Raw genomic sequence first — 14319 nt, 5'->3', positions numbered from 1 at the left:
AACCATGTCTCCTATGCGCTCAGTTTCTGGCCGGTCCCGTCGATCTCGCCGCGGCGCTCGAGCTCTTCCCGGATGAGTTTCTTGGCGATCTTGCCGTAGGCCGATTTCGGCATTTCCTCCCAGAACAGGATTTTCTTGGGGAGCTTGTAGCGGGAGACCTTGCCGTCCAGCCAGGACCGCAGTTCCGCGCCGTCCAATCGTGCGTCGGGCTGCAGGACGCATATGGCGATGCCGACCTCGCCCCAGACAGGGTCCGGTACGCCGACGATCGCCACCTCGCTGACGGCGGGATGCATGAGGAGCTTTTCCTCGATCTCGCGTGGATAGACGTTGGAGCCGCCGGATATGTACATGTCGGAGGCACGGCCGGTGATGTAGAGGAAGCCCTGCTCGTCGACATGGCCGAGATCGCCGGTGCGGAACCAGCCGTCGCGGAACGACTTCGCATTGGCCTCGGCGTTCTGATAATAGCCGGCGAACACGGCGGGGCCGATCACACAGATCTCGCCGGTCTCTCCTGGTGCGATCTCGTCGCCCGCGTCATCCTGGATTTGAACCTGCATGCCGGTGCGCTCGAAACCGCAGGTGCCGATCCGCGCCTGCGGGCCATCCTCGAGGCTGTGGAGGATCGGCGGCAGAACGGTGATGGCGCCCGTCACCTCGCCCAGCCCGAAATACTGCACCATGACGGCGCCGAGCTTTTGCAAGGCCTTTATCTGGTCGGCCCGGTACATCGGCGCGCCGGCGTAAATGACGTAGCGCAGCGAGGAATGATCGTAGTCGTCGACCGACGGGTCTTCGATCAGCATTTTGACGATGGTCGGCACGGTGAAGAGGTTGGTCACCTTCCACTCTTCGACCAACGACCAGAATCTGCCGATCTCCAGCTTGTCGGACGGCATCAGTATGGTGGTCACACCATGCGCGACCTGGCAAAGCTGGTGAACGCCGGCGCCATGCGACAGCGGCGCGACGACGATCGAGCGATCTCGTTGGGTCGTGCCCGGAAAGAGGTCGCCGTGATGGTTGTTGATGACGAAAGCCATCTGGCCATGGGTCAGAACCGCAGCCTTCGGTCGGCCGGTGGTGCCGGAGGTGAAGAAGTACCAGCAGGGATCGTCGCGGTCGACGGCTTCCGGCTTGAAGACCTTGCCGAGATTGCGCGCGACGGTCGCGTCGTAGTCCTCGCCGATTTCCGATGCGCCAATCGAGATGAACTTGCGAGGTCCCGCACTCAGTGCGCTGCATTCGCGGGCGTGATCAGCGAAGGGAGCCTGGCAGATCATCAGCGTCGCGCCGCTCGCCTCGGCGAGATAGGCAACCTCGCCCGGCGTCTGGCGGAAATTCGTCGGAACCCAGACCGCGCCAACGCGGAAGGTCGCGAACATGGATTCGAACATCTCATTGCAGTTCGCCGACTGCACGAGAATACGATCGCCTTTTTTGACGCCGAACTCGTTCGCCAGCGCATACGCCATGGCGTTGACCCGGGCTTCCATCTCGCTCCAGCGCCATTGTTTCTCGCCCCAAACCAGAGCGAACTCTTCGGGATACCGCCGCGCCGCTTGCGTGAGAAAGTTCGACAGGTTCATCACCCGCGTGGAACAGGGTGCCACGCCGCCCTTGGGACTGGCGGCATTGCTCATTTCGCGCGCTCCATGATGGAGACGTAGTTGGCGACGGCAGCGCCGCCCATGTTGAAGACGCCCGCAAGATTGGCGCCTTGTATCTGCATGTCGCCGGCCTCTCCGGTGAGCTGCATGGCTGAGATGACATGCATCGACACGCCTGTCGCACCGATCGGGTGGCCCTTGGATTTCAACCCACCGGAAGGATTGACGGGAAGTTTCCCGGTTTTCGTTGCCGTGCCGTCGCGCACGACCTTGTAGCCCTCGCCGGGTTTGGCAAGCCCCATCGCCTCATATTCGATCATCTCGGCCACGGTGAAGCAGTCATGGGTTTCGACGAAGGAGAGGTCGTCCAGCGTCACGCCGGCTTCCGCAAGCGCGGCGCTCCAGGCGCGGCGCGGACCGTCGAACGCGACCATGTCGCGGCGGCTGAGGGCAAACACGTCGTTGACGTGCTGGCGCGCGCGGAAGGCGATCGCCCGCTGCAGGCTGGCTGCGGTTTCGGCATCGGCAAGCACCAGTGCGGCTGCACCATCCGACACGAGCGAGCAGTCGGTGCGGCGCAGGGGTGCTGCAACCAGCGGGTTCTTCTCCGAAACCGTGTTGCAGAAATCGAAACCGAAATCCTTGCGCATATGGGCGTAGGGATTTGCCACGCCGTTGGCATGGTTCTTGGCGGCGATCATCGCCAGTTCTTCGGAACGGTCGCCATAGCGCTGGAAATAATGCTGGGCGATGCGGCCGAAAATGCCGGCGAAGCCGCCTTCGACATCGGCCTCTTCCCTGCGGTAGCTGCCGCCGAGCAGGATGTCGCCAACCTGAGCGGTGGGAACAGCAGTCATCTTCTCGGCACCGACGACCAGCGCGATGCGGCCGCGCCCGGATTCGATGAAATCCATTGCCGTGTAGATCGCGGCCGAACCGGTCGCGCAGGCGTTTTCGAGACGCACCGAAGGCGTCTGCGCCAGGTCGCTGCTGCCCATGCTGACCAGCGCGCCCTGGAATTCCTGCTTGGAAAAGCCGCCATTCATGACACCGACGAAAATGCCATCGACGTCCTTTGCCTCCACGCCGGCATGCTCGAGTGCCGGCATGGCCACGGCTGCCATCAACTGCTCGGTGTCTTCATATTCGGTCTTGCCGAACTGCGAGTGGGCCCAGCCCACGATCTGTGCTTTTGTCATCTGGACGATCTCCTGCTGCTTGGCCCCAGAATTGCTGCTTCGCGGGCCTTACCTTTTTCGGCAAACATATCGACGAGCTTGGCCTCGACCTTGGCCGCCTCTTCGCGAAGGATTTTTGCGAGTTCGACCTGCCGGGCTTCCTGCATGCGGCTGTCGATCGCGGCGATGCTGAGCGCGCCGGCGAGCTTGCCATCCGCGAAACGTATGACGATGCCCAGGCCCCAGGAGCTGGCGTAGATCAGGCCGGGATTGACGGAGTAGCCGCGCTCACGGGTAGCAGCCACCTCTCTGCGCAATTGCTCAGGCTGAAGCAGCGGAAACTTTTCCTGCAGCACCGCAGCGTTCTGTTCCAGAACCACTTCGATCTCATCGTCCGGCAGCGCCGACAGCATGGCGAGCGAACCCGCGCCGACGCCAAGCGGATGCTCGAACCCCGCCTGAAGCGCATGGGTGCGGATGGGGAAGGTGCCTTCCTCACGGTAAAGACAAACGGAATAGGTGTCGCGGCGAACCGAGAGAAAGCTCGAATCTTCGGTCTTGCGCGAGATGCGGATCAGGCTTTCCATCGAAAGCTGCAGCAGGCCGTAGCGGCGCGAGGCGAGCGAACCGAGCACATAGGCTTCCTCGCCGATATAGTACCGGCGTTCGACGGGATCCTGCTCGACCAGTCCCGCGCGGATCAGCGCGAGCAGCAGGCGCCGGGTCGTCGGCTTGTTGAAGCCGCTCTGCTCGACGATCTCGCTGAGCGGCATTCCCCGTTCGGCCTGGCGGCCGACAAGCGACAGCAGCTTGAGTGCGCGATCGACACTCTGCGCGCCTGTCAGATCCTTGTCAGGTTCCGCCGCCACGGTCATGCTCAGCGCGGTCCCATCACTGTGCGGCTCTGGCCGCCATCGACCGGCAGGCAGACGCCGGTGACGAACTTGGCTTCGTCGGAAGCCAGAAACAGCGCGGCATAGGCGATATCCCAGGCGTCGCCCATCTTGCCGCCGGGGATGGCCGCGTTGCGCGCTGCCACCATCTCTTCGGTCGAGGCATATTGGGACGATATCTGCTTGTAGATCAAAGGCGTGTCGATCATGCCGGGCATGACGCAATTCGCGCGGATGCCCTGCCGAGCATATTGCATGGCGATCGCAACGGTCGCCTGGTTCACCGCAGCCTTGGTCGCGTAATAGGCAAAATAGGGATAGCCGGTCCAGCGGATGCCGGCGAGCGACGAGATGTTGACGATCGCGCCGCTGCCTGCCTTGAGCATATGCGGGATGACGGATTTGGAAGTGCGATAGACCGATCCGATGTTGAGATCGATGGATTGCTGGAACTGCGCCTCATCGAGCTCGACCGGCCCGCCCATATGCGTGACGCCGACATTGTTGTGCAGGACCCCGATCGGGCCGAAGGCGTCAACCGTCTTGCCGACCGCGGCATTGATCGAGTCCAGCTTGGTGACGTCCGCCGAGACGGCAATGGCCTCGCCACCTTCCTCGGTGATGATATGCGCGGTTTCTTCGGCGGCTTCCGCGCTGAGATCGATGCAGGCGACCTTGGCGCCCTCGCGTGCATAGAGGACAGCGGCAGCCTTGCCGTTTCCCCAGCCGGGGCCGGACGATCCGGCGCCGAAGACGATTGCGGTTTTGCCCTTAAGACGTTCTGGCACTTTCACCTCGGATGCATTCGGAAGGCCGCCGGTTCGCGACGGCCTTCATTCGGATTTGCGAACCTTGAAGCCGCGTGGCCTCAGGTCAGGCTGGTGCCGACGGCCTTTTCAAGAATGCCCCAGGCCTCGTCACCGAACTTGCCCTTCCATTCATTGTAGAAGCCCGCCTGCTTCAGCACTTCGCGGAAAGCTGCCTTGTCCGGATCGGTAAAGGTCATGCCATCCTTGGTCAGCTGTTCGCGGACGGTGTCGTTCAGCTTCACAGTGTCTGCCCGCTGCGCGATGGCCGATTCATTGAGGTGCTTTGCGGTAATCGCGCGAATATCCTCGGGCAGCGCCTCCCACGCGCGCTTGTTGGCAAGCGGCCAGAAGCCGTCCCACATGTGGTTGGTCATGGCGCAATGCTTCTGCACTTCGTAGAGCTTGGCGGTCGATGCGATTGCCAGCGGATTTTCCTGGCCATCGACGATGCCAGTGCTCAGGGCCGTATAGACTTCGGCAAAGTTGATCGTGGTCGGAGCCGAGCCGAAGGCGGTGAACATCGACTGCCACAGCGGGCTCGGCGGGACACGGATCTTGAAGCCCTTCAGGTCTTCCGGCGAAGCGATCGGCTTTTCCGAGCTGGTGATCTGGCGGAAGCCGTTGTCCCAGATCTTTTCCATGGGCACGAGGCCCTTCTTCTCGATTTCGCCGCGCGCATAAGCGCCAAGCTCGCCGTCCATTGCCTTCCACACCGCATCGTAATCCGGGAACGCAAAGCCGATCCCGCTGATGGCGGCGTTGGGCACCAGCGTCGACAGGATCAACGGCGACAGCGTGAAGAACTCGGTCGCGCCGCTGCGCAGCTGCGACAGCGTTTCGGTGTCGTTGCCGAGCTGGCTGCTCGGGAAGATGTTGATCTGGAGACGGCCGCCCGTCTCCTCGAGAATCCTGTCGGCGGCTTCCTTCAGGCGAATGTTCAGCGGGTGCGTGGTCTGCAAATTGTTCGCAAACTTGTAGGTGAAATCCGCAGCATGGGCTTTCGTCCGGATCGTCGCGCCGAGCGCAAGCGCTCCGGTGCCAAGCAACATTGTACGACGGCTGATATTCATTGTTCCAAGTCTCCTCCAGGTTATTTTGAACAAGCGGTTTTGGTTGGGCTAAAGAAGCGCGGTCGAGAACCACGGCACGGCGGCGATAGCCAGCAGGCCGAGGACCATGGCGCCGATATAGGGCCAGATGGCGCCCATCGCCTCGTCGGGCGACACGTTGCCGATCTTGCAGGCAATGTAGAAGCCGACGCCGATCGGCGGCGCCATCAGGCCGATATTCATCGCCGTGACGATGACCATCGAATAGTGGATGTCGTTGATGCCCATGGCGTGCGCGATGGGAAACATGATCGGCGCCAGCAGCACGATGGCCGGCAGGCCTTCGAGCACGCAGCCGAGCAGCATGAAGAGCACGATGGACACCAGCATGAAGGTGAACCACCCACCGGGCAATCCGCTCAGCATGTCGCGAAGCTGGAAGGCAAAACCCGTCTGCGTCAGCGCCCAAGCCATGGCTGCCGCCGTGCCGAGGATGAGCAGGATGGCGCCACTCATCGCCGCGGTCTCGACCAGCATGCGATAAATCCGGGGCAGGCCGATGCCGCCATAGAGCACCACGCCAATGATGAAGGCGTAAAGGACGGCGATGGTGGAAACTTCCGTTGCCGTGGCAGCACCGCTGGCAACCGCGCTGCGGATGATGAAAGGCAGGACGAGCGCTGGCGCTGCGATCAGGGCGGTCTTGCCGATCAGCTTGAGCGAAGGGCGCCGGAAGCCATCGACGTTTTCGCGCGATGCCTTGATGCGGGCGAGAATGGCCAGTGCAATGAGCAGCACCATGGCGATCGCGAAGCCGCTGGTGAAAAGCGATGCGATCGATACGCCGGCAACCGAGCCCAGCACGATCAGGACGATGCTCGGCGGAACCGTGTCCGCCATCGCGGCACCCGTTGCCAGAAGCGCGATCATCTCCTTGGGCTTGTGGCCACGGCGCTTCATTTCCGGGAACAGTGCCGGTGCAACAGTGGCCATGTCGGACACTTTGGAACCGGAGATGCCCGATACCAGAAACAGCGATCCCAGCAGCACGTAGGACATGCCCGCCTTCACGTGCCCCAGCATTGAAGCCAGAAAATCGACGATCGCCTTGCCCATGCCGGTGGCGTCGAGAATGCAGCCGAGCAACACGAAAACCGGGACGGAAAGCAGGATAAGGCTCGACATACCTTCGTCCATGCGGCTGACCACGACCACCAGCGGCATCGTGGTGGTGAAGCCGAGGAAAAGCAGCGTCGCGATGCCGAAGCAGAACGCGATCGGCACACCGAGTGCGAGGCATATCGCGGTGGCGCCGACAAGAAAGATCAGGATATTGGCATTGCCGAACGATTTCAGGACAGGCGTCAGGAACCAGAGCGCAGCCAGGACCACTAGGACGATTGCTGCCGCGACAATGAAATCGCGCAGCTTTGCCGTCTTGAACAATTGGGTGACGACAAGGCCAAGCATCAGGACCATGCCGATCGCGATGGCTGAAACGCGGTAGCCGACGGGAATGTTCAGAGCGGACGACGTGATGTCCATTTCGCCCACTGCATATTCATAGGCCGCCGGCAATACAACGAGCAGGAAAGCGCCCATCAGGATGAGGCCGAATGTTTCGGCGAATTCCCGCTTTCGCTCGCCAAGCGTATTCAGAAAAACCGTCAGGCGCAGATGTTCGCTGCGGTCAATCGCGATCGCCGTCCCGAGCATCGCCAGCCAGAGAAATGCGATTGAAGACGCCTCGTCGATCCATACGATCGGCCTGGAAAAGATGTAGCGCGACACCACGCCGGCAAGCAGCATGCCGATGATCGACAGAAGCAATATTGCCGATATGACCTCGACAGGCCGCATCCAGCTCGAACCTGGCTTCGCCTCGAGCGTCTCGGCCGGAACCACGAATTCATGGGCCTCGTCGGTGGCAAGGGTCATGCGCTATCCTCCCATTTTCGGTCGGCTCATCGTTTGACATTGGCTTTGGGTGCCAGGCTTCCAGAACCTACGGGCCCCTGCTGCCTTGGCCCGAAACAGCCGCCGATCCACAAGGATCATCCGGCCTGCCATCGCTCAAACGTGAGTTCCTCCGAAACTCCTCCAAAATCACCACGAAATATCCTGGCCCTCCAGCCGAAGCGAATTCCGCAGCGTCCTTCACCTACAGGTAACTCTCGAAATCCTGCAGGTTTCTAGCTCCATAATATGGAACTGTTTTAACAACTTCCTATTCTGTTACACAGCTATGCATCGTTATCAACAAAAAATTCGCACACAACGATCCATATCATGGACCTAACGTATTTCAAGTCCTGAACAACGTCCCTACAAAACCGATTTTCTTAGATCAGGCGAGCGCCATCGATCTCCAAACGCCTGAATGGAGTTCGTGCAGGATGTCAGGACAATTGCGGGAATCAATTTGGGCAGTGGCCACCCCAGAGCGGCCGTCTGCCCGGATTCTGTCGTCGTAGGTTTAACCCCGGAGCGCTAGGCGGTCTTCAATTTGCCAAGTTCGGCAAGCAACGCGCAGCCGGTCCTGATACCATCGATAAAGCGCTCGATCTCGAGGTTCTCATTGGGCGCGTGGTTCGCTTCGTCGGCATTGGCGTAGGGAACTACGAAGGCGGGCAATCCGAGAATCTTGGTGAAGACATAGTCAGGCAGACTGCCGCCGACCGTCGGGTAGAGAAGCGGCTCGACGCCGCGCGCGGCGACAACCGCCCTGCGGATAGGCTCGGCGAAGGGAGAGTCCATCGATGTCTTCGACGGCAGCATGCCGTTCAGCGGCACGAATTCGACATCAGGTGCATGGCGCGCGACGTGAGCGGCGACCTTTTCGAACACATAGGCAGGCGTCAGCGGCTCGACGAGGCGAATGTCGCATTTGACGAAGGCCTCACACGGCAGCACCGTTTTCATGCCCGGCCCGCCATAACCGCCGTGGAAGCCATTCACCGTAAGCGTGGGATGGAACATGAGCCGGTCGAAATAGCCACGGTCTTTGGGCGCATCGAGTTCGGCCAGGCCCAGGTCGGCCTTGATCGCATCGAGGTCGAGCGGGAGCTTCGCCACCGCATCGCGTTCGCGATTGGTGGCGGGTATGACCGGCTCGGTCAGCCCTTCGATGGTGATCTCGCCCTCCGGGTTCTTCATGGTCGCGAGGAGATGGACGAGTTTCCAGATCGCGTTGGGAACCACGCCGCCGAAATTGCCGGAATGCACGTCGCGGCTGGCCGTCCGTGACCGCAGCTCGAAACCGGCAACGCCGCGCACGCCGAAGGTAACGACCGGCAGGCCGGATTCATGCAGTGGCCCGTCCGAGGTCACGACGAGGTCGGCCTTCAGCCTATCGGCGTGTTCGCGCACGAACTCGGCGATGTGCGGACTGCCAATCTCCTCCTCGCCTTCGAGCAGGAAGATGATGTTGCAGGGCAGTTCGCCATGGACCCTGAGATGCGACTCGATCGCCAGCAGTTGCGCGAAATGCTGCCCCTTGTTGTCGCCGACGCCACGGGCATAGATGCGCCCGTTGCGAATGGTCGGCTCGAAGGGCGGGCTCTCCCACAGTTCGAGCGGGTCCGGCGGCTGCACGTCATAATGGCCGTAGAGAAGAACGGTCGGCTTGTCGGGCGAGACATCGCGTCGGCCGAGCACCATCGGATGGTTCTTCGTCGGCACGGTCTCGGCATCCATGCCGAGCCCCTTCAGCATCTCCACCAGCATGGCCGCGACTTCGCCGATACCCTGATTGTGGGCGCTGATGCTGGGATGGCGGACATAGTCCATCAGCCGGGCGATGAAGGCATCGCGGTTTTCCTCGACATGCGCGAAAATCGGGGCGAGGTCGTTTTGGCCAGCGCTCATTGGGCCACTCCTTCGTGGCGGGTGAGGATGATGGCGCCGGATTCATGCACGCTGCCGCGCCAGCCGGGCGGCACGAGCGTCGTGGTGTCGAGCTGGGTCAGGATCGCGGGACCTTCGAACACAACGCCGCTTCCGAGCCCGGCACGATCGACAAGCGGCACATCCAGTGTCTCGTCAGCGAAATGCACCGGCGTGCTGTCATAGGGTTCGAAGGCGCTGGACGCCTCGAGCCGGATGCTCGGCGGCTGTGCGGTCATGCCTGTGGCCTCGACGCGAAGCGTGACCAGTTCGATCGACGCATCGAGCGTGAAGCCGTAAAGCGCCTGATGCTCGGCGGCGAAGGCCTGCTCCACCGCTTCCCGGGTACCCGCCCAGGCAATGGCGATCTCGCCACCCTGCCCGTGATAACGCAGCAGCGCGACGCGGGCCTTGCGGCGCTTCTGCTCGGCAACGCCTTCTACGACGAGCCACGCTTCGGCTTGCGCTTCGAGTTCGGCGAAAATCGCATCGGCTGCCTCAACGTCGATAGCACCCGCTTTGGGAAGCGTGCGGCTGAACTCAGCCTTCAGGTCCGCCGCAAGCAAACCATCCGCGCACAGCACGCCCGGCGCAGGCGGGATCATGATGCTCGATATGCCAAGGAGATCGGCCAGTGCGCAGCCGTGAAGCGGGCCTGCCCCCCCGAATGGCACGAGCGTGAACTGGCGCGGATCGTGCCCACGCTCCACCGAAACGACGCGCACGGCGCCGACCATGTGATTGTCCACGATCGCCAGCACCCCGCGCGCCGCAGCCTCGAGAGAGAGCCCAAGCGGTGCTGCCACGCGATCTTTGATGACCCGGCGCGCCGCGCCGACGTCGAGACCCATGCGCCCGCCGAGAAGCTTTGACGGCAGATGGCCGAGAACGACATGCGCGTCGGTGACGGTCGCCTCGCGGCCGCCATGCCCGTAAGCGGCAGGCCCTGGACGGGCGCCCGCGCTGCGCGGCCCGACCGTCAGCGTCGCCTCTTCGACGTTGGCGATGGAACCGCCGCCCGCGCCGATGGTGACCATGTCCACCATCGGCAGCGGCAACGGCCATTCGCCGACCTTGCCATGCTGCGTCAGGCCGATCTTGCCGTCCTTGATGAGGCAGATATCGGCGCTGGTGCCGCCGATGTCGACGGTGATGAGATCGTGAATGCCGCAGGCCGCCGCGATCGCGCGAGCGCCAACGACGCCCGCGGCAGGTCCTGAAAGCGCAGTCAGCGCAGGCGCTTGCCGGATCGCCGCCGCACCGGCAACCCCGCCATTCGATTGCATCAAAAGAAGCGGGGCGGTGACTTTCTCAGCTTCGAGACGCTGTTCGAGGCGACCCACATAGGTGGTCACGCCGGGCATCACCGTGGCGTTCAGCACCGTGGTCAGCGTGCGCTCATATTCGCGCACCACCGGCAGCACGTCGGTCGAGATGGTGACCGCGATGCCGGGAAGTGCCTCGCGGAGAATTTCAGCTACGCGCCGCTCGTGGGCGGGATTGGCGAAGGCATGCAAGAGGCAGATGCCGACAGCTTCGATATCCATCTGCCGGATCGCCTCGGCTGCCCTGAAGACGCTTTCCTCGTCCAGCGGCGAAAGCACAGCCCCGCCGGCTGCCACACGCTCGTCGACCTCGACGATGCGGGATGCGGGCACCGGACGTGCCGGCTTGACCCAGGTGTAGAGATTGGCCTTGCGCGGAATGTCCTGCCGGCCGATTTCCAGCACGTGGCGAAAACCCCGCGTCGTCACCAGCGCAGCGCGCGCACCCTTGCCCTCCAGGATCATGTTGGTGGCGACGGTCGTGCCGTGCAGCACCTGTCCCAGCGCCGATGCCGGTGCGCCGGCATCGGCGAGCGCGAGCTTGATCCCGGCAAGGAACGCTTCGGAAGGATCGGAGGGCACACTCGGCGTCTTGGCGCGCCAGACCTGCCCGCTGGCACGGTCGAGCAGCGAGATGTCGGTGAAGGTCCCGCCGATATCGACGGCGATCGAGAGAGCGGAATCAAGCGAGGACATCGACATACTCCTGACGATGGAAACGGCGGACGGACGGCCGCGCGGCGCGCGCCCTGGCGGTGGCGGCTTCGTCGAGACGGTTTCCGGCGAGCACGACACCATAGAGGCGCTCGGCAGCTTCGCGGCTGACATAGCCGCCAAGTACGTCCTCAACGACGGCTTCCGGCGAACGGTCGAAGGGATGGCCATGGCCGCCACCTCCTCCGGTTTCGATCCGCAGGATATCGCCGCGCACGAGGCGGTTGCCGTCCGACAGCGGCGCCAGCAGGCGTTCGCGCTCGGTGCCGGGATTGACCACGGCGCGGCCGGTGCCGCCGGACATGCCGCCGTCGATGCCCCATGGCGGGTTCTTCACGCTGTCGATGCGCACGGCAAGGATCGCGTCCTCGGCCATGACTTCGTATTCGCGGATGATCCCGCAGCCGCCGCGGAAACGGCCGGCTCCACCGGAATCCTCGACAACGCCATAGTGCCTCAGGCGAACCGGATAACCGACTTCGAGGAACTCGACCGGATAGTTCTCCTGCGCCACGAAATAGACCGCGTCGATGCCGTCGGAATCCGGCCGCGCGCCATAGCCGACACCGATACCGTCGGCGAGCAGGAAGCGCTCGAGATCGCCAGCCTCGTTGCGGAAATTGCCGCGCATGATGCTGATGACATAGGCGGAATTGGCCGCCGGCGCGCCGCCGCCGGCAACATTGACCAGACCGTTCATGGCCGAGATGACGCGCATCGTGGTCAGGCCGCGCATGCCGAGCGGCGCGGGAAAACGCGGCGCCAGGAATGAGCCCTCGCGCAGGCGCACTTCATCGATGGCGTTGGGGCCGCCGGCATTGCAGACCTGCCCCGGGTCGCCGCCGAGATAATAAAGCCCCAACGCCATGCCGGGCACGCCCGGATTCATCAGATAGTTTACCGGTCCCGGCGCCTGGTCGTCGCTTTCCGTGGCGTCGAAAATGAAGCGATCCTCGCTATCTTCGCCCGCCTCGCGCGTCAGCGCGAAGCGCATCTTGAACGGGCCGTTGCCGTGACCGTCGCCGTCGATCGCGTCGGTGAAGCGGTGGGTGCCGTAGTCGAAGGTTTCGGCCAGCTTGGAGCGGACGAGACGGCGTGTGCGGGCTAGCAGTTGCGAGAAGGCGTCGGAGACGACTTCCGCGCTGAACCTGTCCAGGATTTCGCCGACACGCTTCACGCCGAGATCGACGCTTGCCATCAGCGCGCGCATGTCGCCATTGCTCTGCGCGGGAAAGCGCGAATTGCGATGGAAGATCGCGAGCGTCGCCTCATTGGTCTTGCCCTCGTCGACCAGCTTGGTGACGGGAATGATGATGCCTTCCTGGAAGATTTCGGTGGCGTCCGGGCTGATCGAACCCGGCCGGATGCCGCCGATGTCGGCAAAATGCGCCCAGCTCATGACGAAGGCGCAGCGCTTGCCGTCCTTGAAGACGGGCGCCAGCAGTACCTGGTCGTTGGAATGCGAAACCGCGCCGCGCGAGCCGTAGCAGTCATTGTACCAGTAGAGATCGCCAGGCTTCATCGTGTCGGCGGGAAAGCTTTCGAAGACCGGGCTCGTCATGTCGCCGAAGATCGGCACCATCGAGCCGACTGCCATCACACCGTTCTCGTCAAAGAGCGCGGTATAAAAATCCTTCTTCTCGCGGATGAACGCCGAAATGGCCGTGCGCTCCAGAAGCGCCTCCATCTCCGATTGCGCCGCAGCGATCGCGCCTCTGATGATTTCCAGCGAAACCGGATCGCAGAGCGGCTCTTCGGCGGCTCCCGAAGGAGGAGCGTTGGTGATGGATTGAAGCATGGATTCTCTCTTGAAAATACTCATTTGCGGTCTTGGGCTAGATGGTGACGACGACGTTGCCGATGCTGCCGCGCTCGACATGCTCATGCGCGCTGGCGATATCGGCGAGCGCGTAAGCTCCAGCGATGGCGACCGAAAGCCGGCCGGCTGCCGCCAATTCGGCCAACATGGTCTCGCCGGACCGGCGCGCCTCGGCCGGGATGCAGAAGCCCTGTATGAACCGCAGGTTCGCACCCTTGTTGGCGAAGGCGTAGTAGGGAAGAACCGGCTCGGGATCGCTGCTGGAAGAATAGGAGGCGATGGTGCCGTTGAGCTTCAGCATGGCGATGTCGCTCTTATGGTTGGCGCCGAAATCGACTTCGACGATGCGATCGACGCCGGTGCCACCAGTCAATTCCAGCACACGCGCAACGACATCCTCGGCCTTGCGGTCGATCGTAGCAAAAGCGCCGGCCGTACTCGCATGGGCAGCCGCCGCTGCGTTGCCGACCGTGCCGATGACACGCGCGCCGCCGGCGACGGCGAGTTGCACGGCGAAATGGCCGACAGCACCTGCCGCGCCATTGACCAGGATCGTCTGTTCCTCGACCGGACCGTCCGAGAAGATCGCCCGGTGCGCGGTCATCGCCGGCACACCCAGGCAAGCGCCCGCTTCAAAGGACAGCGCATCGTCAAGCCTGACGGCCTGTCCGGCGGGGATGGCGACCAGTTCGGCAGCCGTCCCAAAAGCGCGGCCGGCAGTGCCGTAGCCGCCTTGCGCATTGTAGAGCCATACGCGTTCACTGATGCGCGATCGGGCAACGCCTTCGCCGACCTCGACGATCTCGCCCGCACCATCGGTGTGAGGTACGACGAGCGGGTGCTCCATCATCATGCCGCGCCAGCCCGCCCGCCGCTTGACGTCGGCAGGATTGATACCGGAGGCGCGAACCCGCACCAGAACCTCACCGGCGGCGGGGTGTGGATAGGGTTGGTCACCGGTTGCGAGAACGTCTCGCGCGGGTCCGGTACGGGTATAGAAGGCGGCAAGCATTGTGTTCGTCCTTGGGCCTCAG

The 14319-nt window shown here is 63.0% G+C and carries 10 protein-coding genes; all 10 read right to left on the bottom strand.

Annotated features, from left to right (window positions below; all coding sequences use genetic code 11):
• Window positions 1–11: 11 nt before the first annotated feature.
• Window positions 12–1646: an acyl-CoA synthetase gene (locus tag WBQ96_RS02370; RefSeq protein ID WP_336546644.1), complete on the bottom strand. Its 1635-nt coding sequence runs from the start codon at window positions 1644–1646 to the stop codon at window positions 12–14.
• Window positions 1643–2812: an acetyl-CoA acetyltransferase gene (locus WBQ96_RS02365; RefSeq protein ID WP_165117006.1), complete on the bottom strand. Its 1170-nt coding sequence runs from the start codon at window positions 2810–2812 to the stop codon at window positions 1643–1645. The genes WBQ96_RS02370 and WBQ96_RS02365 overlap by 4 nt, the downstream gene beginning before the upstream one ends.
• Complete coding sequence (locus WBQ96_RS02360) at window positions 2809–3660, bottom strand: IclR family transcriptional regulator (RefSeq protein ID WP_376767702.1); 852 nt, start codon at window positions 3658–3660, stop codon at window positions 2809–2811. Before WBQ96_RS02360 ends, WBQ96_RS02365 begins: the two co-directional genes overlap by 4 nt.
• Window positions 3661–3668: 8 nt before the next feature.
• Window positions 3669–4472 carry an SDR family NAD(P)-dependent oxidoreductase gene (locus WBQ96_RS02355; protein WP_336546645.1) on the bottom strand — a complete coding sequence of 268 codons (804 nt, stop codon included), beginning with the start codon at window positions 4470–4472 and terminating at the stop codon, window positions 3669–3671.
• Between the two features lie 80 nt (window positions 4473–4552).
• On the bottom strand, window positions 4553–5563 hold the full coding sequence (locus WBQ96_RS02350; protein WP_165117012.1) for a TRAP transporter substrate-binding protein: 1011 nt from the start codon (window positions 5561–5563) through the stop codon (window positions 4553–4555).
• A gap of 48 nt (window positions 5564–5611) precedes the next feature.
• A complete protein-coding gene (locus tag WBQ96_RS02345; protein ID WP_165117014.1) occupies window positions 5612–7480 on the bottom strand; it encodes a TRAP transporter large permease in 1869 nt (622 codons plus the stop codon).
• A 552-nt stretch (window positions 7481–8032) separates the two neighbouring features.
• Window positions 8033–9409, bottom strand: a complete 1377-nt coding sequence (locus WBQ96_RS02340) for a M20/M25/M40 family metallo-hydrolase (protein WP_165117016.1) — start codon at window positions 9407–9409, stop codon at window positions 8033–8035.
• Entirely contained in the window at window positions 9406–11448 is a 2043-nt protein-coding gene (locus tag WBQ96_RS02335; RefSeq protein ID WP_336546649.1) for a hydantoinase/oxoprolinase family protein, read from the bottom strand. Before WBQ96_RS02335 ends, WBQ96_RS02340 begins: the two co-directional genes overlap by 4 nt.
• Window positions 11435–13264: a hydantoinase B/oxoprolinase family protein gene (locus WBQ96_RS02330; protein WP_165117020.1), complete on the bottom strand. Its 1830-nt coding sequence runs from the start codon at window positions 13262–13264 to the stop codon at window positions 11435–11437. Before WBQ96_RS02330 ends, WBQ96_RS02335 begins: the two co-directional genes overlap by 14 nt.
• A 37-nt stretch (window positions 13265–13301) precedes the next feature.
• A complete protein-coding gene (locus WBQ96_RS02325) occupies window positions 13302–14297 on the bottom strand; it encodes an NADPH:quinone reductase (RefSeq protein WP_165117022.1) in 996 nt (331 codons plus the stop codon).
• Window positions 14298–14319 lie beyond the last annotated feature (22 nt).

Origin of the sequence: Mesorhizobium sp. CCNWLY176 (genome assembly GCF_037153935.1) — a bacterium.
GTDB lineage: Bacteria > Pseudomonadota > Alphaproteobacteria > Rhizobiales > Rhizobiaceae > Mesorhizobium_M > Mesorhizobium_M zhangyense.
Note: the sequence above shows the minus strand (reverse complement) of the source record. Positions and strands in the feature narration are given on the sequence as shown.